This is a genomic window from Belnapia sp. AC561 (assembly GCF_979252845.1).
In genome coordinates this window covers 162,432-182,573 of the sequence record NZ_CEEDBP010000007.1, presented here as the reverse complement: position 1 = coordinate 182,573, position 20,142 = coordinate 162,432, and the positions used below count along the sequence as shown (strand labels likewise).

Annotated in this window: 19 protein-coding genes; 10 read left to right on the top strand and 9 right to left on the bottom strand. The window is 71.2% G+C overall.

Annotated features, from left to right (window positions below):
- Genes AC0IW9_RS08625 through AC0IW9_RS08605 form a run of 5 tightly spaced genes read left to right on the top strand, consistent with a single transcriptional unit; the run spans nucleotide 1 to nucleotide 5,313 of the window.
- A complete protein-coding gene (locus AC0IW9_RS08625) occupies nucleotides 1-1,563 on the top strand; it encodes an ABC transporter substrate-binding protein (RefSeq protein WP_471647812.1) in 1,563 nt (520 codons plus the stop codon).
- A complete protein-coding gene (locus AC0IW9_RS08620) occupies nucleotides 1,556-2,521 on the top strand; it encodes an ABC transporter ATP-binding protein (protein WP_471647811.1) in 966 nt (321 codons plus the stop codon). Before AC0IW9_RS08625 ends, AC0IW9_RS08620 begins: the two co-directional genes overlap by 8 nt.
- Nucleotides 2,518-3,513, top strand: a complete 996-nt coding sequence (locus tag AC0IW9_RS08615; protein WP_471647810.1) for an ABC transporter ATP-binding protein — start codon at nucleotides 2,518-2,520, stop codon at nucleotides 3,511-3,513. Before AC0IW9_RS08620 ends, AC0IW9_RS08615 begins: the two co-directional genes overlap by 4 nt.
- Nucleotides 3,513-4,442 carry an ABC transporter permease gene (locus tag AC0IW9_RS08610; protein WP_471647809.1) on the top strand — a complete coding sequence of 310 codons (930 nt, stop codon included), beginning with the start codon at nucleotides 3,513-3,515 and terminating at the stop codon, nucleotides 4,440-4,442. Before AC0IW9_RS08615 ends, AC0IW9_RS08610 begins: the two co-directional genes overlap by 1 nt.
- A 1-nt stretch (nucleotide 4,443) precedes the next feature.
- Nucleotides 4,444-5,313 carry an ABC transporter permease gene (locus tag AC0IW9_RS08605; protein WP_471647808.1) on the top strand — a complete coding sequence of 290 codons (870 nt, stop codon included), beginning with the start codon at nucleotides 4,444-4,446 and terminating at the stop codon, nucleotides 5,311-5,313.
- Here the strand turns inward: AC0IW9_RS08605 and AC0IW9_RS08600 are convergent.
- Nucleotides 5,305-6,435, bottom strand: a complete 1,131-nt coding sequence (locus AC0IW9_RS08600; protein ID WP_471647807.1) for an aminotransferase class V-fold PLP-dependent enzyme — start codon at nucleotides 6,433-6,435, stop codon at nucleotides 5,305-5,307. The genes AC0IW9_RS08605 and AC0IW9_RS08600 overlap by 9 nt on opposite strands.
- Nucleotides 6,436-6,642: 207 nt before the next feature.
- Between AC0IW9_RS08600 and AC0IW9_RS08595 the strand changes: the two genes are divergently transcribed.
- The gene (locus AC0IW9_RS08595; RefSeq protein ID WP_471647806.1) at nucleotides 6,643-7,965 is read left to right on the top strand and encodes a DUF4214 domain-containing protein; all 1,323 of its coding nucleotides are present in this window, start codon (nucleotides 6,643-6,645) and stop codon (nucleotides 7,963-7,965) included.
- Here the strand turns inward: AC0IW9_RS08595 and AC0IW9_RS08590 are convergent.
- Nucleotides 7,962-8,414 carry an Lrp/AsnC family transcriptional regulator gene (locus tag AC0IW9_RS08590; RefSeq protein WP_471647805.1) on the bottom strand — a complete coding sequence of 151 codons (453 nt, stop codon included), beginning with the start codon at nucleotides 8,412-8,414 and terminating at the stop codon, nucleotides 7,962-7,964. The genes AC0IW9_RS08595 and AC0IW9_RS08590 overlap by 4 nt on opposite strands.
- Nucleotides 8,415-8,436: 22 nt before the next feature.
- Between AC0IW9_RS08590 and AC0IW9_RS08585 the strand changes: the two genes are divergently transcribed.
- On the top strand, nucleotides 8,437-9,759 hold the full coding sequence (locus tag AC0IW9_RS08585) for an LLM class flavin-dependent oxidoreductase (protein WP_471647804.1): 1,323 nt from the start codon (nucleotides 8,437-8,439) through the stop codon (nucleotides 9,757-9,759).
- 150 nt (nucleotides 9,760-9,909) lie between these two features.
- Nucleotides 9,910-13,341, top strand: a complete 3,432-nt coding sequence (locus AC0IW9_RS08580; RefSeq protein ID WP_471647803.1) for an indolepyruvate ferredoxin oxidoreductase family protein — start codon at nucleotides 9,910-9,912, stop codon at nucleotides 13,339-13,341.
- 4 nt (nucleotides 13,342-13,345) lie between these two features.
- Here AC0IW9_RS08580 and AC0IW9_RS08575 read toward each other — a convergent pair whose 3' ends face one another.
- Nucleotides 13,346-13,720: a hypothetical protein gene (locus AC0IW9_RS08575; RefSeq protein WP_471647802.1), complete on the bottom strand. Its 375-nt coding sequence runs from the start codon at nucleotides 13,718-13,720 to the stop codon at nucleotides 13,346-13,348.
- Between the two features lie 66 nt (nucleotides 13,721-13,786).
- On the opposite strand from AC0IW9_RS08575, the gene AC0IW9_RS08570 reads away from it, so the two are divergent.
- On the top strand, nucleotides 13,787-14,941 hold the full coding sequence (locus AC0IW9_RS08570) for an acyl-CoA dehydrogenase family protein (protein ID WP_471647801.1): 1,155 nt from the start codon (nucleotides 13,787-13,789) through the stop codon (nucleotides 14,939-14,941).
- A 43-nt stretch (nucleotides 14,942-14,984) separates the two neighbouring features.
- Entirely contained in the window at nucleotides 14,985-15,305 is a 321-nt protein-coding gene (locus tag AC0IW9_RS08565) for a hypothetical protein (protein ID WP_471647800.1), read from the top strand.
- 5 nt (nucleotides 15,306-15,310) lie between these two features.
- On the opposite strand, the gene AC0IW9_RS08560 is transcribed toward AC0IW9_RS08565, so the two are convergent.
- The 6 genes from AC0IW9_RS08560 to AC0IW9_RS08535 all read right to left on the bottom strand — a co-directional run bounded on the left by AC0IW9_RS08560 (nucleotide 15,311) and on the right by AC0IW9_RS08535 (nucleotide 20,121).
- Nucleotides 15,311-15,532: a ribbon-helix-helix domain-containing protein gene (locus AC0IW9_RS08560; RefSeq protein WP_471647799.1), complete on the bottom strand. Its 222-nt coding sequence runs from the start codon at nucleotides 15,530-15,532 to the stop codon at nucleotides 15,311-15,313.
- Nucleotides 15,525-16,967: a class II fumarate hydratase gene (locus AC0IW9_RS08555; RefSeq protein ID WP_471647798.1), complete on the bottom strand. Its 1,443-nt coding sequence runs from the start codon at nucleotides 16,965-16,967 to the stop codon at nucleotides 15,525-15,527. The genes AC0IW9_RS08560 and AC0IW9_RS08555 overlap by 8 nt, the downstream gene beginning before the upstream one ends.
- Before the next feature lie 70 nt (nucleotides 16,968-17,037).
- Nucleotides 17,038-17,436 carry a VOC family protein gene (locus AC0IW9_RS08550; protein ID WP_471647797.1) on the bottom strand — a complete coding sequence of 133 codons (399 nt, stop codon included), beginning with the start codon at nucleotides 17,434-17,436 and terminating at the stop codon, nucleotides 17,038-17,040.
- The gene (locus AC0IW9_RS08545) at nucleotides 17,436-17,831 is read right to left on the bottom strand and encodes a RidA family protein (RefSeq protein ID WP_471647796.1); all 396 of its coding nucleotides are present in this window, start codon (nucleotides 17,829-17,831) and stop codon (nucleotides 17,436-17,438) included. The genes AC0IW9_RS08550 and AC0IW9_RS08545 overlap by 1 nt, the downstream gene beginning before the upstream one ends.
- Nucleotides 17,828-19,429, bottom strand: coding sequence for a fumarate hydratase (locus AC0IW9_RS08540; RefSeq protein ID WP_471647840.1), 1,602 nt, complete (start codon nucleotides 19,427-19,429; stop codon nucleotides 17,828-17,830). Before AC0IW9_RS08540 ends, AC0IW9_RS08545 begins: the two co-directional genes overlap by 4 nt.
- A gap of 209 nt (nucleotides 19,430-19,638) precedes the next feature.
- Nucleotides 19,639-20,121, bottom strand: coding sequence for an SspB family protein (locus tag AC0IW9_RS08535; RefSeq protein ID WP_471647795.1), 483 nt, complete (start codon nucleotides 20,119-20,121; stop codon nucleotides 19,639-19,641).
- Nucleotides 20,122-20,142 lie beyond the last annotated feature (21 nt).

The following is a 20,142-nucleotide window of genomic DNA, read 5'->3' as shown; positions in this document are numbered from 1 at the left end:
GTGCTCCCGCGTCGCTCGGCGCTGGCCCTGCTGGCCGCGCCGGCCCTGCCGCGCCTGGCGATGGCCCAGGATGCGCGGCCCTCCATCACCGTCGCGGTGCAGAAGATCGCCAATTCCAATACGCTGGACGTGGCGCGGGAGAATTCCAACGTCGGGACGCGGCATTTCGCCTGCTACACCGAGCCGTTGGTCGATACCGACTGGATCACCACCCTGCAGCCGCGGCCGGGCCTGGCGTTGCGCTGGACCCGGCTGGATGCGCGGCGTGTGGAGGTCGAGCTGCGCCCCGGCGTGCGCTTCCACAACGGCGACGAGATGGTGGCCGAGGATGTCGCGGCCTCCTTCGGGCCGGAGCGGCTGATGGGCGGCGCCGCCGGCATCGCCGCCCGGGTGCCGCAGGAAGTGCGGGCGCAGGGGCGGGCGGTCTTCCCCGGCCTGACGGTGGAGGTCCTGGGGCGGCACCGGCTGCGCTTCGTGACGGAGAAGCCGGACCCGGCGCTGGACAAGCGGCTGGGCCACCGGATCGGCATCGTGGTCAATCGCCGGGCGCTGGAGGAGGCGGGAAGCTGGCTGGAATGGGCGCGCAAGCCGATCGGCACCGGGCCCTATCGCGTCGCCGAATTCCGGCCCGATACCTCGCTGCTGCTGGAAGCCTTCGACGGGTACTGGGGCGGGCGGCCGCCGCTGCGGCGCATCCGCTTCCTCGAGGTGCCGGAGGTTTCGGCGCGGATCGCCGGGCTGCTTTCGGGCGAATACGACTTCGCCTGCGACATCCCGCCCGACCAGATCGGCGAGATCGAGCGCAACCGCGCCTTCGAGGTGCAGGGCGGGCTGATCGCCAACCACCGCTTCATCGCCTTCGACAAGACCCATCCGCAGCTGGTGGACCCGCGGGTGCGGCGGGCGCTGTCGCTCTCGATCGACCGGGCTTCGATCATCGAGGGACTCTGGGCCGGGCGGACCGAGGTGCCGCGGGGGATGCAATTCCCCTTCTACGGCGGGATGTACCTGGAGGATTGGCCGCAGCCGCGCTTCGACCTGACCGAGGCCCGCGCCCTGGTGAAGGCCAGCGGCTACCGGGGCGATGCCATCCCCTACCGGCTGCTGAACAACTACTACACCGCGCAGACGCCGACCGCGCAGGTGCTGGTGGAGAACTGGCGGGCGGCCGGGCTGAACGTGAAGATCGAGATGCGGGAGAACTGGAACCAGGTGCTGGCGGCCGGGCCGGACCGGGCGCTGCGCGACTGGTCCTCCACCGTCTTCATCGCCGATCCCGTCTCCAACATGCCCGGCGTCTGGGGCCGGCATGGCGCGCATCCGGCCGGCGGCGAATGGGCGAACGAGGACGCCTTCGCTGCGGTCGAGGCGCTGGAGTCCGAGATGGACACGGCGACGCGCCGGGCGGCGATGCGGCGGCTGCTGGGCATCCTCGAGAACGAGGACCCGGCCTATGCCATGCTGCACCAGGCGGCGAATTTCACCGGCAAGCGCCGGGCCATCCGCTGGCGCGCGGCGCAATCCTTCCTGATGGATTTCCGCGCGGGGAATTGGGATGTCTGAGCTGGTCTCGATCCGCGGGCTGAGCGTGTCCTTCGGCGGCGCCCGGGCGCTGCGCGGCGTCGATCTCGGCATCGCGCCGGGGGAGGCGGTGGGGCTGGTCGGGGAGAGCGGCTGCGGCAAGTCCGTCACCTGGCTGGCGGCGCTGGGACTGCTGCCGGGGCGGGCGCAGGTTTCCGGCAGCGTGCGGCTGGGCGGGGAGGAGATCCTCGGCGCCGCGCCGGCGGTGCTGGACCGGGTGCGCGGCGGCCGCATCGCCATGATCTTCCAGGACCCGGCGAGCAGCCTGAACCCGGTGCACCGCATCGGCCGCCAGGTGGCGGAGGCGCTCGGCCTGCACCAGGGGCTGCGCGGCGCGGCGGCGCGGGCGGAGGCGCGGCGGCTGCTGGACCAGGTCGGCATCCCGGATGCCGGGCGGCGGTTGGACGCCTATCCGCACGAGCTCTCGGGCGGGCAGAACCAGCGGGTGATGATCGCCATGGCGCTGGCCGGGCGGCCGGAGCTGCTGGTGGCGGATGAGCCGACGACCGCGCTGGACGTGACCATCCAGGCGCAGATCCTCGATCTGCTGGGCGCGCTGCGGCGGGAGACGGGGATGGCGCTGGTGCTGATCAGCCACGACCTCGGCGTGGTGGCCGACACCTGCGAGCGGGTCTGCGTCATGTATGCCGGGCGGATCGTCGAGGCGGCGGCGACCGCGCGGCTGTTCGCGGCGCCGACCCATCCCTATACCCGCGGGTTGCTCGGCGCGCTGCCGCCGGTCGATGGGCCGCGCCGGCCGCTGGCGGCGATCCCGGGCGGGGTGCCGGAGCCCTGGGCCATGCCGCCCGGCTGCGCCTTCGCGCCGCGCTGCCCGCAACGCCTGCCGGCCTGTACCGAGGGGCTGCCGGCCAGCTTCGACGTGGGTGGCGGCCATGCCGTCGCCTGCCTGCGCGCGGTGCCGGAGCTGGTTCCGGCATGAGGGACCTTCCCCTGCTGGCGGCCGAGGGGCTGGTTCGGCGCTACGGGATGCGGCGCGGCGTCTTCGGCCGGCCGGTCGAGGTGCGGGCGGTGGACGGCGTCTCGCTGAGCCTGGAGCGGGGGCGGACCCTGGGGCTGGTGGGCGAGAGCGGCTGCGGCAAGTCCACCACCGGGCGGCTGGTGCTGGGGCTGGAGGCGCCGGATGCCGGCAGCGTCAGCTTCCAGGGCCAGGCCATGCCGGCGCCGGGCACGCCGGCCTGGCGGGCGCTGCGGGCGCGGATGCAGATGGTTTTCCAGGACCCGCTGGGCGCGCTCGACCGCCGCATGACGATCGGCGCCCAGGTGGCGGAGCCGCTGGTGATCCACGGCTGGCCGGACGGGGGGGGCGACCGGGCGGAACGGGTGGCGGCGCTGCTGCGGGAGGTCGGGCTGCGGCCGGACCAGGGGCGGCAATATCCGCATGAGCTGTCCGGCGGGCAGCGGCAGCGGGCGGTGCTGGCGCGGGCGCTGGCGACCGAGCCGGCGCTGCTGGTCTGCGACGAGCCGATCAGCGCGCTCGATGTCTCGATCCAGGCGCAGGTGATGAACCTGCTGGTGGAGCTGCAGGCGCGGCTCGGCACCGCCATCCTCTTCGTCAGCCACGATCTGCGGGCGGTGCGGCAGGTGAGCCACCGGGTGGCGGTGATGTACCTCGGCCGCATCGTCGAGGAGGGGGAGCCGGATGCGGTGCTGCACGACCCGGCGCATCCCTATGCCCAGGCGCTGGTCTCGGCCATCCCGCATCCCGGGCGGCGGCAGCGGCGCATCCTGCTGCAGGGCGACCCGCCCAATCCGGCGGACCGGCCGGGCGGCTGCGCCTTCCACCCCCGCTGCGCCGCGGCGGTGCCGATGTGTGCGCAGGTGGACCCGGTGCTGAAGCCGCGCGCCGGGGATGGGCGCAAGGTCGCCTGCCATGTGGCGCAGGGCGATGTCCCCGCCCGGAGGGCTGCCTGATGCTGCGCTTCCTCGGCTTCCGGCTGCTGCGCGCGGCGGTCACCATCATCCTGGTCGTCAGCTTCGCCTTCATCGTGCTGCGGCTCTCGGGCGACCCGGCGCAGATCATCATGGGGGCCGATGCGCCGCCCGAGGCGGTGGCCGCCTTCCGCCGCGCCTGGGGGTTGGAGGAGCCGCTGTATGTGCAATACCTCCGCTACTTCGGGGCGATCTTCAGCGGCGACCTCGGGCGGTCCATGCGGGATGGGCGGGAGGCGATCGTGCTGGTCGCCGAGCGCATCCCGGCGACCCTGGCGCTGACCATCCCGGCGCTGCTGATCAAGCTGTTCATCGGCATCCCGGCCGGGATCACTGCGGCGCTGCACCGGAATTCGCTGATCGACCGGGCGGTGATGGTGCTGGCGGTGGCCGGCTTCACCGTGCCCTCCTTCGTGCTCGGCCTGCTGCTGGTGCTGGTCTTCGCGGTGCAGCTGGGCTGGCTGCCCTCCGGCGGGCAGGATAGCTGGCGGCATGCGATATTGCCGATCGTCACCATGGGCGTCGGCGGTGCGGCGGTGCTGGCGCGCTTCACCCGGAGTGCGATGCTGGAGGTGCTGGGCCAGCCCTATATCCGCACCGCCTCGGCCAAGGGCGTGCCCTGGCGGGCGGTGGTCTGGGGCCATGCGCTGCCGAATGCGGCGATCCCGACGGTGACGATCATCGGCTTCATGGTCGGCAGCCTGATCGCCGGCGCGGTGGTGGTCGAGAGCGTCTTCTCCTGGCCGGGGGTCGGGCGGCTGCTGGTGGTGGCGGTCGCCAACCGCGACCTGGCGGTCGTGCAATGCATCCTGCTGCTGGTGGCGGCGACGATGGTGACGGCCAACCTGGTGGTGGACCTGCTCTATGGCGCGCTCGATCCGCGTCTGCGCAACGTCGTGCGGGGGGCCTGAGATGTCGGACGTTTCCCTGCCGATCACCCTCGCGCCGCCGGCGGCGCGGCGGCGGCTGCCGGCGCTGGTGGCCTTCGCCGGGGCCTGGCTGCTGCTGATGCTCGGCATCGCGCTGCTGGCCGATGTGGTCAGCCCCTATGCCTATACCGCGCTCGACCTGCGGAACCGGCTGTCGCCGCCGATCGGCTTCGGCGGGGTGGCGCTGCATCCGCTGGGGACGGATGAGCTGGGGCGGGACGTGCTTTCCCGGCTGGTCTACTCGATCCGCATGAGCCTGCTGATCGCCTTCGGGGCGACCATCATCGGGGCGGTCGTCGGGACGACGCTCGGCTTCCTCGCGGCGCATTTCCGCGGCTTCGTCGAGCAGGTGGTGCTGGCGCTGGTGGATTTCTCGGCCAGCCTGCCCTTCCTGATCCTGGCGCTCTCGGTGCTGGCCTTCTTCGGCAATTCGCTGACGCTGTTCGTATGTCTGCTGGGGCTGCATGCTTGGGAGCGCTATGCGCGGATCGCCCGCGGGCTGGCGATCTCGGCCGGCGCGCAGGGCTATGCGGCGGCGGTGCGGCAGCTCGGCGCCTCGCCCTGGCGGATCTATGGGCGGCATGTGCTGCCGAACATCGCCTCGACCCTGATCGTCTCGATGACCCTGGCCTTCCCGGAGATCATCCTGCTGGAAAGCGGGCTGTCCTTCCTCGGGCTCGGGGTGCAGCCGCCGGAGACCTCGCTGGGCTCCATGGTGGGCTATGGGCGGGAATACCTGACGCGGGCGCCGTGGATCCTGCTGTCGCCGGCCGGGGTGATCGTGCTGACGACCTTCTCGGTCTCGGTGCTGGGCGACTGGCTGCGGGACCGGCTGGACCCGACGCTACACTGAGCCGAGCCGGTCGAGCAGCCGGTCCACCTCCTCGGCGGTGTGGTAGAGGCCGAAGCCGATGCGGAGGCGGCGGCCGCGGCGGTCGGTGACGATACCGGCGGCGGCGAGGCGGGCCTGGAGGGCCTCGGCGTCGTCGAGATCGAAGGCGAGGAAATTGCCGCGGGCCGGGTCGCTGACCGGCACCACGAGGCGCGTGGGGTCGAGGCCACCCGCGGGCAACCCGGCGACGAAGCGGGCCTGCAGCGCCAGGGCATGGGCATGGATGGCCGCGGCATCCACCCCGAGCCCGGCCAGCCAGCCCATGACCGCATTCAGCCGGTAGAGGCCGGAGGGGTCGAAGGTGGAGCCCATGAAGCGGTAGGCATCCTCGGCATAGGCGATGGGGGTCTCGGCGCCGCCGGCATACCAGCCGGTGGACCGCGGCCGCGGCAGCCAGCCCGGCGGGCAATGCAGGAAGCAGGCGCCTTCCCCGGCCATGGCGTATTTGTAGCCGCCGGCCAGGTAGAAGGCGCGGCCGGCGATGGCCGAGAGATCCACCGGCCGGGCCATGAAGGCGTGGTAGCCATCCACCACCAGGATGGCCTCGCCGGCGGCCTCGGCCAGGGCGTCGAGGCCCGTCAGGGCCGCGCCCGAGGTGAAGAAGACCTCGCTGACCCAGATCATGTCGAAGCCCTGGCGGGCGGCCTCGATCAGGCGCGGCAGGCAGTCGCGGCCGGGCTCGGCCGGGATGCGGGTGACGGCGAGCAGGCCGTCCTCCTCCAGCCGGGCGACTTGGCGGGCGAAGCTGTGGAATTCGCCGTCGGTGGTGAGGATGCGCGGCCGCCGGTGGGCCGGCAGGCAGGACAGCAGGCGGACCACGAATTCCTGGGTATTGGGGGCGAAGACCAGGGTCGCGGGGTCCGGCAGGCGCAGGTGGCCGGCGACATGGCGCTGGGCTGCCTGCCAGTGCGGGCCGAGCACCCCCTGCCACTTGCCGCTGAGCAGGCTGGCCGCATCCTCCCAGGCCGCCAGATGCGCGGCGCGGCTGACCTCCGGCCAGGGGTGGTGGCTATGGGCGGTGAAGTGCAGCCGGGCCGGGTCGGCGCCGAGGCTGGTCGAGAAATGCGCGCGCAGGTCCAGCATGGGCCGGCTGATCCTCGTCCGGGGTGGATGGTATGGGATGCTAGGGCAAAGGCCGGGGCGGCGGAACCGGCCGCGCGGGCCCGGGACATGTCCCGTGCGGCGTGACACATGCGGACAATGATCACCCCATGGGTCGTCGTCTCATTTATTGTTGCGTAATCCCGGTTTTCTAAAACGGTCCTGTCAGTTGTGACAGGACCCGAAATCATGCCCAGCGTCCAGGTTTCCGGCGTCATTCCCAATACGATCCGGGAGGGGACCGGGCTGGGCGCCTGGGTCGCCGGCCTGACCCTGACCGGCGATACCGCCCGCCTGACCGCGATCGAGCTGACCGGTGCCGCGGCGCTGAATTTCTCGGCGCATTGGGATGCGGTGCTGCAACTGGCGACCCTGGATGTCGCGGCGCCGATCGACTTCGAATCCTTCGCCGCCGGCCACACCCAGCCGCAGCTCGTCTTCGGGATGCGCTTCGTCTTCGACGACGGCAGCCGGCAGACCCCGACCACCACCTACCGCGTCGCCGTCATCGACCAGGACGACACGCCGCCGGACAGCCTGCGCTTCGCCACCGGCGGGACGGTGGTGGCGGGGGCGATCGGCAGCACCATCGGCACCCTGGCGGTCACCGACCCGGATTCCGCCGGGCCCTTCTCCTTCAGCTTCTCGGCCGAGGACGACTGGCGCTTCGAGGTGGTGGGCAGCACGCTGAAGCTGCGGGACGGGATCAGCCTCGGGCTGGACGAGATGCCGAGCCATCCGCTCTTCATCAATGTCTCGGATGGCCGGCAGAGCGCCGCCTTCACCCTCAACCTGACGGTGACCGATCCGGGCGCGCAGGAGAGCGCAGTGGCGGTGGTGGCGGCGGAGACGCCGCAGCACGGCTTCAGCCTGACCGAGCCGCAGCGGGTGGTGGCCCTGCATGAGGCGCGGGATGTGACCGCGGCCAATACCTATGGGGAGGACATCCGCCAGCTCATGCTCGCCCAGGGCGGCGAGGTCTGGCTGCCCTCCGTGCAGAAGCTGCAGCTGGCGGATGGCTGGGTGGACTTCGACCCGAGCGGGGCGACGGTGCGGGCGGCGGCGCTGCAGGCTTCGGTGGCGGGCGTCGGGACCGGGGCCGGGGCGGAGCAGGGTGCGGCGCAGGGTGCGGCGCTTGGGGCGATCCTCGACCAGCTGCAGGCGGGGCAAGGCTGGGTGGAGCTGGCGGCGGCGATGCTGCCCACGGCCCTGGCGGGGCTGGATGACGCGGGGCTGGTGACCGGGCTGTATCAGGCGGCGCTGGACCGGGCGCCGGATGCGGCGGAACTGGCCTTGCAAGTGGGGCGCCTGGCCTCCGGCGTGTCGCGGGCGCAGCTGGTCGCGGATGTCGCGGGCTCGGCCGAGGCACTGGCGGCCCATGCGGCGGTGGATGGGCATTGGGTGGCGCAGGCGCTGGGCGGCAGCGCGGCCTGGCACATGGGGACGGGCGGGCTGACCGGCGGGCCGGTGGCGGCGGCGAGCCACCCGGCGGGGGAGGCCTGGCTGTTCTAGGGTGCGGGCGTCCAGGCCTGCTTCAGGTTGCGCAGCGTGAAGCTGCTGCGGGTGTGGCGGACGCCGGGAAGGCGGTAGAGCTTCTCCCGCAGCAGGCGCTCGTACCCCGCGGTGCCGCCGACCGCGGCCTTGATGACGTAGTCGTATTCGCCGGTGACCAGCCAGGCCTCCACCACCTCCGGCATCTCGGTCACCGCCTGCTCGAAGCGGCGGAGGCTCTCCTCGTCGTGGCGCTCCATCATCACCTCGATGATGACGGTGTCCGGCAGGCCGAGCGCCGCCTGGTCGAGGATGGCGACATAGCCCTTGATGACCCCGGCCGCCTCCAGCCGCTTCACCCGGGTCCAGCAGGGGGAGGGGGAGAGGCCGACCTCCTCCGCCAGCTCGGCATTGGTCAGCCGGGCGTTGCGGTGGAGGGCGCGGAGAATCCGCCGGTCGATTGCGTCCATGCGCCATGCTACGCCTGGCGGCATGACCCGCGAAATCCGCCTGAACGCCTTCGACATGGCCTGCGTCGGCCATATCCAGCACGGGATGTGGACGCATCCGCGCGACCGCTCCATCGCGTACACCTCCATCGACTACTGGATGGACATGGCCCGGACCCTGGAGCGGGGTCTGTTCGACGGGCTGTTCCTGGCCGATGTGGTGGGCGTCTACGATGTGCTGGGCGGCAGTCCGGATGCGGCGATCCGCAACGCGGTGCAGATCCCGCTGCTGGACCCGCTGCTGCTGGTGCCGGCCATGGCGGCGGTGACGCGGCACCTGGGCTTCGGCGTCACTTGCAACCTGACCTACGAGGCGCCGTACCTGTTTGCCCGGCGGATGGGCACGTTGGACCACCTGACGCGCGGGCGGATCGGCTGGAACATCGTCACCGGCTACCTCGACAGCGCGGCGCGGGCGATGGGGCTGGACCGCCAGCTGAAGCACGACGACCGCTACGACGCGGCCGAGGCCTTCATGCGGACGGTCTACGGCCTGTGGGAGGGAAGCTGGGCGGATGATGCGGTGGTGCGGGACCGCGCCGCCGGGGTCTATGCCGACCCCGCCCGGGTGCGGGGGATCGAGGGCAGGGGGCCGAGCCTGGTCGAGCCATCGCCGCAGCGGACGCCGGTGCTGTACCAGGCCGGGGCCTCGGACCGCGGGCGGGAATTCGCCGCGCGCCATGCCGAATGCGTCTTCGTCAATGCCGGCCGGCCGGCCGACGTGGCGCGGCTGGTGGCCGACCTCCGGGCACGGGCGGCGCCACGGCCGATCCGGGTCTTTGCCGGGGCGACCCTGGTGGTGGGGCGGACCGAGGCGGAGGCGCAGGAGCTGCTGGCCGAATACCGGAGCCATGCCAGCGTCGAGGGGGCGCTGGCCCATGCCGCAGCCTCGCTGGGGATCGACTTCGACCGCTTCGCCATGGATGAGCCGATCGCGGTGGCGGCGACGGATGCCATCAGCTCCAACGTGGAGGCGATGCGGCGGGTCTTCGGCCCCTGCTGGACCAAGCGGCAGATGATCGACCAGTTCATCCTCGGCAGCCGGCAGCGGCCGATCACCGGCAGCGCGGAGCAGGTGGCCCAGGCGCTGATCGATTTCGCCGAGGCGGCCGACGTCGATGGCTTCAACCTGTCCCGCACGGTGATGCCGGAGGGGCTGGAGAGCGTGGTCGACCTGGTGGTGCCGATCCTGCAGGAGCGGGGGGCCTATAAGCGCGACTACGCGAGCGGCACCTACCGGGAGAAGCTCTTCGGGGCCGGGCCGCGCCTGGCCGCGCCGCATCCGGCTGCTGCCGCCAGGGCATAACGCAGAAGGATCTGCTGTCCCTTCGGCACTGCACAATGAACTACGGCAGGAAACCCTGCCGATCCCAGCGCATCCTTTCCCCTGACAGGGGGGATTGCCGCCGCGCCCGCGCGGCCCGACATTCCCTCAAAAGGTGCAGGAGACGGACCCATGGGCTCTATTCAACGCCCCGAAGCGACGCTCGAAGACCGCTGGGACAAATCCGGCGAGACCTTGCTGCTCACTGGCGTGCAGGCCCTGGTCCGGCTGCCGCTGCTGCGCCATCAGCTCGACAAGCAGCTCGGCTGGAATACCGGGGGCTATATCAGCGGCTACCGCGGCTCGCCGCTCGGCACCTACGACCAGCAATTGCAGAAGCAGGCCAAGCGGCTGGCCGAGGCCAATATCATCGTCCGCCCGGCGCTGAACGAGGACCTGGCGGCGACCGCGGTCTGGGGCAGCCAGCAGGTGGCGCTGTATGGCAACCAGACGGTCGATGGGGTCTTCGGCATCTGGTACGGCAAGGGGCCGGGCGTCGATCGCAGCGGCGATGCGCTGCGGCATGCCAATAGCGCCGGGACCGCGCCGCGCGGCGGCGTGCTGGCGCTGGCCGGCGACGATCCCTCCTGCAAGTCGTCGACCATCACCTCGGGCTGCGAATACAGCTTCATGGATGTGGAGATGCCGGTGCTGGACCCGGCCGGCGTCCAGGAGATCATGGAGTTCGGCCTGAAGGCGATCGACATGTCGCGCTTCGCCGGGCTCTGGGTCGGGATGAAATGCGTCGCCGAGACGATGGACGGCTCGGCCTCGGTGCTCGTCGATCCGGCGGCCTACTCGGCGGTGATCCCCGAGTTCGCCTTTCCATCCGATGGCGTGCACATCCGGCTGCGGGACCATGCCATCCCGCAGGAGCAGCGGCTGCGGCAGGTGAAGCTGCCGGCGGCGCTGGCCTTCGCCCGGCTGAACGGGCTGAACCCGATCGTGCTGGACAGCCCGAAGGCCCGCTTCGGCATCGCCGCGCGGGGCCGGGGCTATGCGACCCTGCGGCAGGCGCTGCACGACGCCGGCATCACCGACGAGGTCGCCCGGATGGGCGGCTTGCGGATCTGGAAGGTCGGGCTGGCCTGGCCGCTGGACCAGATCGCGGCGCGGGAATTCGCGCAGGGGCTCGAGGAAATCATGGTGGTCGAGGACCGCCGCCCGGTGATCGAGCCGCAGCTGCGCGACGCGCTCTACCATGGCACCGACCGGCCGCGGATCACCGGCAAGACCGACGAGCAGGGCCGCCGCCTGCTCTCCGACCTGACCGAGCTGGATACCGGCGCGGTGCTGCGGGCGCTGGCCGCGCGCCTGCCGGAGGCGTTGCGGACGGATCAGCTGAAGGCGCGCATCGCCGAGCTGGATGCGCTGGCCGGCCTGCAGCCGGCGCCGGTGCATGACCGCACCCCGCATTTCTGCCCAGGGTGTCCGCACAACACCTCCACGCGGGTGCCCGAGGGCAGCCATGCCATGGCCGGCATCGGCTGCCATACGCTGGCGATCTACATGGATCGCAGCACCGACCTGTTCACCCACATGGGGGCCGAGGGGATGCTGTGGCTCGGCCAGGCGCCCTTCGTCTCCGAGAAGCATATGTTCGCCAATCTCGGCGACGGCACCTATGCCCATTCGGGCAGCCTCGCCATCCGCCAGGCGATCGCGGCCAATGCCAACATCACCTACAAGATCCTGGTCAACAGCGCCGTCGCCATGACCGGCGGCCAGACGCCCGAGGGCGAGCTGGGCGTGCCGGAGATCGCGGCGCAGATGGGCGCGGAGGGCGCGGCGAAGATCGTCGTCGTCTCCGACGATCCGGAGCGGCACCAGTCCGATGCGCGGATGCCGAAGGGCACGGAGTACCGCGACCGGCGCGACCTCGATACGGTGCAGCGGGAGCTGCGCGATATTCCCGGCGTGACGGTGCTGATCTACGACCAGCAATGCGCGACGGAGCGGCGCCGCAAGCGCAAGCGTGGCACGCAGGCGGTGGCGACCAGGCGCGTGGCGATCAATCCGCGCGTCTGTGAGGATTGCGGCGATTGCTCCCGCACCTCCAACTGCCTGGCGGTGGAGCCGATCGAGACCGAGTTCGGCCGCAAGCGCGCCATCGACCAGAGCGCCTGCAACCAGGATTTGAGCTGCGTGGAGGGCTTCTGCCCCTCCTTCGTGACCCTGCTCGGCGCCGAGCCGGTGAAGAAGCCGGTGCCGCAGACGGTGACGGACCTGCCGGAGCCGGTGCGGGCCGAGCCGCGCGAGGGCGAGCCGGCCTGGAACATCCTGCTCGCCGGCGTCGGCGGGCAGGGGGTGACGGCGCTGTCCGCCATCCTCGGCATGGCCGGGCATCTGGAAGGCCGGCCGGTGCGGTCGGTCGAGATGCTGGGGCTGGCGCAGAAGGGCGGCGGCGTCTTCGGCCAGCTGCGCATCGGCCGCGTGGGGGCGGCGCCGGAGACGATCGAGGCGCCGCGCATCGGCATGGGCCAGGCCGACCTGTTGCTCTCGGCCGACATGGTGGTGGCGCAGGGGCGGACGGCGCGGCCGCTGCTCGGCGCCGACCGGACCGTCGCGGTGCTGAACGCCGATCTGCAGCCGACGGCGCAATTCGTGCTCGATACCAGCACGCGCTACGACCGGCCGGGCATGCTGGCCAGCGTGCGCAAGGCCTGCCGGGAGGTGCTGATGGTCCCCGGCGTGCAGGTGATCGAGGAAGCCTTCGGCGACCTGATCTACCTGAACGTCTGGCTGCTCGGCATCGCCTTCCAGAACGGGCTGGTGCCGCTGAGCAGCGAGGCGATCAACCGGGCGCTGGAGCTGAACGGGGCGCAGATCGAGCGCAACAAGGCGGCCTTCGCCCTGGGCCGGGCCGCGGCGCTGGCGCCGCCGCTGCCGATCTCGCCCGAGGCGGAGACGGTCGAGGCGCTGGTCGCCCGGCGCGTGGCCGACCTGACGGACTACCAGAATGCCGGCTATGCCCGCGGCTATGCCGACTTCGTCGCCAAGGTCCGCGCGACCGAGGCGCGCATCGTCCCGGGCGAGGAGCGGCTGACGCGGGCGGTGGCCAGCCAGCTCTACCGGCTCATGGCCTACAAGGACGAGTACGAGGTGGCGCGGCTGCACAACCTGCCGGAGTGGCAGGCACACCTGGCCAGCCACTTCACCGGCACCCAGCGCGTCGAGCTGAACCTGGCGCCGCCGCTGCTGGCCAAGCTGGACCCGGTGACCGGGCAGCCCCGCAAGATGGTCTTCGGCCCCTGGATGCTGAAGGCGATGGGGATGCTGCGCCATGGCAAGGCGCTGCGCGGCACCGCGCTCGACCCCTTCGGCCGCACCGAGGAGCGGCGGATGGAGCGGGCGCTGCCGGGCGAGTACCGCGCCGGCGTCGAGCGGCTGCTGGCGCTGCTGTCGACCGACAGCCATGCGGCGATCTGCACCTGGGCCGAGGCGGCGGCGGGGATCAAGGGCTATGGCCCGATCAAGGCCCGCAATGCCGCGGCGACCCGGGCCAGGATGGCGGAGCTGGAGGCGGCGGTGACGCAGCCGGTGCTGGCGATGGCGGCGGAATAGGCCGTCAGCGCCGGAACCACCACCGGCCGAGGCCCGCCAGGAGGCGGTGCCGGAGGCCGGGCGGCGGTGGCGGCGGGGCATCGTCGGAGTCGCAGCGCAGCCGGTCGGGCAGGCTGGCGATGACCGCCTCCGGCCCCGCCACGGTCCAGAGCAGGATGCAGCAGCCGCAGCCCTCCTGCTCCGAGACATAGGTGAGGCGGCTGGCCGAGTGCTCCAACCACGCCTCGGCCGCCGCGCAATCCTCGGGGATATCGACCTGGGCGATGATGCCGATCCGGCGTATCCCCGGCGATGGGGCGCCGGGCGGCTCGGCGGGTGCCATGGTGCGGTCCTCGGGGATCGGGTGGCGATACTCCCGGCCGTGCCCCATCGACGTCAAGGCTGACCCTCGTGGCGCTGGACGGCGCCGCCCCGAGGGGAGGATACCGCTACGAGGAGGAACGACATGCCGCTGGAACAGGCCTTCGAACTGCCGGAAGCGACGCGGGAGCTGCGCGAGACGGCGCTGGGCTTCGCCATGGACACCCTGGCGCCGCATGCCCTGGACTGGGACCAGGCGCGGCATTTCCCGGTCGAGGAGATGCGGGCCGCCGCCGCCCTGGGCATGGCAGCGCTGTACGTGCGGGAGGAATCGGGCGGCGCGGGCCTGAGCCGGCTGGATGCGGCGGTGGTGTTCGAGGCGCTGGCGATGGGCTGCCCCACCGTGTCGGCCTATCTGTCGATCCACAACATGGTCGCCTGGATGATCGACCGCTTCGGCAACGATGCGCAGCGGGCGCGGTACCTTCCCGAACTGATCCCGATGCGGATGGTCGCCAGCTATGCGCTCACCGAGCCGGGCTCGGGCTCCGATGCCGCGGCGCTGCGGACCCGGGCGGTGCGGGACGGCGACCACTACGTGCTGGACGGGACCAAGCAATTCATCTCGGGCGCCGGGGTCTCCGACCTGTACCTGACCATGGTGCGGACCGGCGGCGAGGGGCCGGGCGGCGTCTCCGCGCTGCTGATCCCGAAGGAGACGCCGGGGCTGAGCTTCGGGGCGAATGAGAAGAAGATGGGTTGGAATGCCCAGCCGACCCGTTCCGTGATCTTCGACGGCGCCCGGGTGCCGGCGGAGGCGCTTCTCGGCGAGGAAGGGCAGGGCTTCCGCTTCGCCATGGCCGGGCTGGATGGCGGGCGGCTGAACATCGCGGCCTGCTCGCTCGGCGGGGCACAGGCGGCGGTGGACAAGGCGCTGGCCTATGTCCAGGAACGCCGGGCCTTCGGCAAGGCGGTGGCGGATTTCCAGAATACCCAGTTCCGCTTGGCCGACATGCGGACCGAGCTGGAGGCCTGCCGCACCCTGCTGTGGCGGGCCTGCGCCAAGCTGGACGCCAGGGCACCGGATGCCACCGCCTTCTGCGCCATGGCCAAGCGTTTCGTGACGGATACCTGCCACAAGGTGGCCGACGACGCGCTGCAGCTGCTCGGCGGCTATGGCTACCTGGCGGAATACGGGATCGAGAAGATCGTCCGCGACCTGCGGGTGCATCGCATCCTGGAGGGGACGAACGAGGTGATGCGGCTGATCATCGCGCGGTCGATGCTCGGGCGGCGCTGAAAAAGGCTTGCGCGAGGGGCGCCGGGACGCGCAGATAATCGGTATGATCCGTTATCGATCGATCGCCGTCCTGATGGTTGCCCTGGCCTTGCCGGAGGCGGCGCTGGCGCAGCACCAGCCCGTGGTGGTGCCGGCGGAGGCGAGCGTGGTCATTCCCGCCCGGGGCGCGGCGCCGCTGGGGCAGCCGCCGGCGGTGCGGCGGGTCCGGCGCAGCTACGGCCTGCCGATGGCGCCGCCGCAGCCGGATGTCTCGCCCTTGCTGGTGGCCCTGCCGCTGGGGGCCGCCGCGGCGCTGCTGGCGGCGACGCTTTCCAGCGGCAACGGCGGTGGGGGTGGCGTCTCGGCGCCGTCCCGGACGCGCTGAGGGCGTCAGTCCCGCTCGGCCAGGGCGAAGACGCGGAGGGCGCTGGCGAGCGGCTGGTCCGTCGGCATCCGGGCGGTATCGATCGCCGTCACCAGCCCGGCCAGGCTATGGCCGCGCCGGGCGGCGACGGCTTCCAGCACCGCCCAGAATTCCGGCTCCAGCGCCACCGAGGTGCGGTGGCCGGCAAGCTGGAAGCTGCGTTTCCGCAGGTGGCCGGCTTCAGCCATCCAGCGTCGCGCCGGGGGCGACCATGTCCTCCGGCCGGACCCAGCGGTCGAAATCCTCCGGCGTGACGAAGCCGAGCTTGTCGGCCGCATCGCGCAGGGTGAGGTTCTCGGCCAGCGCCTTCTTGCCGATGGCGACGGCCTTGTCGTAGCCGATGCGTGGGTTCAGCGCGGTCACCAGCATCAGCGATTTCGCCAGGTTCTCGGCGATGCGCTCGCGGTTCGGCTCCAGCTTCAGGACCATGTGCTCGGCGAAGCTCTCGGAGACATCGGCCAGCAGGGTCGCCGATTGCAGCACGGCGAAGATGATGACCGGCTTGAAGACGTTGAGCTCGAGGTGACCCTGGGCGCCGGCGACGGTGACGGTGGTGGTGTTGCCCATGACCTGGGCGGCGACCATGGTCATCGCCTCCGACTGGGTCGGATTGGTCTTGCCCGGCATGATGCTGCTGGACAGGCCATCGGCCGGCACCACCAGCTCGGAGAAGCCGGAGCGCGGGCCGCTGCCGAGCAGGCGGATGTCGTTGGCGATCTTGTTCAGCGAGACGGCGATGGTGTTCATCACCCCCTGCAGCTCGACGAAGGCGTCATGCGCGCCCATGCCCTCGAACTTGTTCGGATTGGGGGTGAAGGCGAGGCCGGCGCGCTCGGCCAGGATCTCGCAGAAGACCTTATCGAAGTCGGCATGGCGGTTGAGGCCGGTGCCGACCGCGGTGCCGCCCTGGGGGACCGAGAGCAGCCGCGGCATCACGCCGCGCAGCCGCTCGATCCCGAGTTCGACCTGCCGCGCCCAGCCGCCGAATTCCTGGCCGAGGGTGACCGGCACCGCATCCATCAGATGGGTGCGGCCGATCTTGATGATGTCGGCCCATTCCTCCGACCGGCGCCAGAGCGCGGCATGGAGATGGCCGAGTGCCGGGATGAGGCGCCCCTCCACCGCCTCGGCGGCGGCGATGTGCATCATGGTGGGGAAGTTGTCGTTCGAGGATTGGCCGCGGTTGACGTGGTCGTTCGGATGCACCGGCTTGCGGCTGCCCAAGGGGGAGCCCAGCAGCTCGTTGGCGCGGTTCGAGATGACCTCGTTGGCATTCATGTTGGTCTGGGTGCCGGAGCCGGTCTGCCAGACGGGCAGCGGGAAGTCGGCGTCGCGCAGCCCGTCGGCGATTTCCTGCGCCGCCTCGCGGATCGGGCCGGCGAGGTCGCCAGCGAGTTCGCCGAGGCGTTCGTTGGCCTCGGCGCAGGCCCATTTGTGCAGGCCGACGGCGCGGATCAGCAGGGGCGGGAAATGCTCCGTGCCGATGCGGAACAGGCGGCGGGCGCGTTCCGTCTGCGGCCCCCAGTAGCGCTCGGCGGCGATGTCGATGCTGCCGAGGCTATCGGTTTCGGTACGGGTTCCGCCAGCGGAGCCCTGGGCGGTTTCGGTGCGGGTATCGGCCATGGGGGCATTCCTCTGCGATGGGGGGTCGCAGAGGTCAACGTGGGTCAGGCCCGAAGGATGTTCCAGGGCGTCAGGTGGAGTAGCTGGAGACCTCGATCAGGTTGCCCTCGGGGTCGCGGCAATAGACCGAGCCCATGGCGCCGAGGGCGCCGGTGCGGGTGACCGGACCGGCCTCGATCCGCACGCCGCAGGCATGGAATTGGCCGACGATCTCCTCCGGCGCCACGGCGACGATGAAGCAGAGGTCCTGGGTGCCGGCGGCCAGCACCTCGGCCGCCAGCCAATCCTCCTGCGGGACGCCGACCGGGCGCAGGTTGATCTTCTGGCCGCCGAATTTCAGCGCGATGCGGGGCGGGGAGCCGAAATCCTCCCGCTCCATGCCGAGGACGCGCTGGTACCAGGAGGCCATGACCTCCACGTCGCGGCAATTGATGACGAGGTGGTCCAGCCGGTCGACCGCGAAGCGCATCAGGTGGATCCCTTGGGCAGGCGGGCGGTGACCTCGATCTCGATGCGCATGGCGTCGGTCTGCAGCCCGGCGTGGATCAGCGTGGAGGCGGGCTTTGCCGTGCCGAGGTAGCGCTTGATGACGGGCCAGCAGGGCTCCCAGTCGGCGCGGTTCGGCACGATGAAGAGCACGCGGACCACGTCGTCCAGGCTGCAGCCGGCCTGGGCCAGTGCCTTGGCGATGTTCTCGAAGCACTGGGTCGCCTGGCCGACGACGTCGTCCACGATGGTCATCGTCGCGTAGTCGTAGCCGGTGGTGCCGGAGCACCAGACATGGTCGCCATCGACCACGGCGCGGGAGTAGCCGATTTCCTCCTCGAACTTCGAGCCGGAGGAGATATGGACGCGGGCCATCATTCGAGCCCTTCGTAGAAGTCGTTGCCCTTGTCGTCGACGACGATGAAGGCGGGGAAGTCCTCGACCTCGATCTTCCAGACCGCTTCCATGCCGAGCTCGGGATACTCCAGCACCTCGACCTTGCGGATGCAGTCTTGCGCCAGCCGGGCGGCGGGGCCGCCGACGCTGCCGAGGTAGAAGCCGCCATACTGCTTGCAGGCGTTCAGCACCGCCTTGCTGCGGTTGCCCTTGGCAAGCATGACCAGCGAGCCGCCGGCGGCTTGGAAGCCGGCGACGTAGCTGTCCATGCGCCCGGCCGTGGTCGGGCCGAAGCTGCCGGTGGCGAAGCCGGCCGGCGTCTTGGCCGGGCCGGCGTAGTAGACCGGGTGGTCCTTGATGTAGTCGGGCAGGCCGAGCCCGGCGTCGATCCGCTCCTGCAGCTTGGCATGGGCGATGTCGCGGGCGACGACCACGGTGCCGGTGAGCGAGACGCGGGTCTTCACCGGGTGCTTTGAGAGCTCCGCCCGGATGGCCGCCATCGGCTGGTTCAGGTCGATCCGCACCACGTCGCCGCCGAGGACCTCATCGGTCGCGGCCGGCAGGAATTGCGCCGGGTCGTGCTCGAGCTGCTCGAGGAAGACGCCCTCGGGGGTGATCTTCGCCTTGATCTGCCGATCGGCCGAGCAGGAGACGCCGATGCCGATGGGCAGCGAGGCGCCATGGCGGGGCAGCCGGACGATGCGGACGTCGTGGCAGAAGTACTTGCCGCCGAACTGCGCGCCGATGCCGAGGTTCTGGGTCAGCTTGTGGACCTCAGCCTCCAGCGCCGGGTCGCGGAAGGCATGGCCGGAGCGGTCGCCCTCGGTCGGCAGGCTGTCCAGCCAGCGGGTGGAGGCGAGCTTCACCGTCTTCAGCGTGGTCTCGGCGCTGGTGCCGCCGATGACGATGGAGAGGTGGTAGGGCGGGCAGGCGCTGGTGCCCAGCGTCTTGATCTTCTCATCGAGGAAGGCGAGCAGCTTCGGCTTGTTCAGCACCGCGCGGGTCTGCTGGAACAGGAAGGTCTTGTTGGCCGAGCCGCCGCCCTTCAGCACGAACATCAGGTGCAGCTCGTCGGCGTGGTGCTCGCCGGGCTGGGCCATGATGGAGAAGTCGACGGGGAGGTTGTTGCCGGTATTCACCTCCTCGAACATGTTCAGCGGCGCCATCTGGGAATAGCGCAGGTTGGTCTCGGTATAGGTGCGGTGGACGCCGTAGCTCAGCGCCTCCTCCTCGTCGCCCTCGACCCAGACGCGCTGGCCCTTCTTGCCGAAGACGATGGCGGTGCCGGTGTCCTGGCACATCGGCAGCACGCCGCCGGCGGCGATATTGGCGTTCTTCAGCAGGTCGAGCGCGACGAAGCGGTCGTTCGCCGAGGCCTCCGGGTCCTGCAGGATCTTGGCGAGCTGGGCCAGGTGCCCCGGGCGCAGCAGGTGGGAGACATCCTTGCAGGCCTGGAGGGCGAGCTCCTCGAGCGCCTTGGGGCTGATCTTGAGGACGGTCTTGCCTTCGACCTGGAGGCTCGAGACGCCGTCGATCGGCAGCTTGCGCCAGGGCGTCGCATCCTCGCCGAGCGGGAACATCGGGCTGTAGAGGAAGCCCGAGGGGCGGGTCGGCGGGGAAACCGGGCCGGCGTCGGTATCGGGCGGCGGCGCGAGGGCGGTGTCTTCGGTGGGGGTCACGGGCGGGTCTCCGCACAGGGGCGCCACGGGTGCATCGGCGGCGCAATCGGCTGTGCGGGGCTTACCCCAGGCGCGGGTTCAAGCCAACCGTCGCGCCCGTCCTTGTGGTGTCAGTCGCGGGCCGGGCGGCGGCGGAAGGCGTCGAGGCTGACGACCTGCGGGCCGGCGGCCGCGGCGGGAGCCTCGGGCTCCGGCTCGGCGGCGGCTTCCGGCATGGCGGCCTGGAAGCGCAGGCCGAAGCGGACATGCGGGTCGGCGAAGGCGGTGAGGGCGCGGAAGGGGACGGTGAGCATGGCGGGGACGCCGCCGAAGGACAGGCCGACGGAGAAGCAGCCGGTGCCGCGGTCCACCGCGAGGTCCCAGAATTTGTGCTGCAGGACGATGGTCATTTCCTGCGGATAGCGGGCCCGGAGATGGCCGGGGATGCTGACGCCGGGAAAGTCGGTACGGAAGGTGAGATAGAAGTGGTGGTCGCCGGGCAGGCCCTGTTTCGCGACATGGGTCAGCGCGTCCTGCACGACGGCGCGCAGCGCTTCTTCGGTCCACAGGGCGTAAGGCATTTGGCTATCTGGCCGGGCCGGCGAATCGCTCATGAATCGAACTCCCCTCGCTCA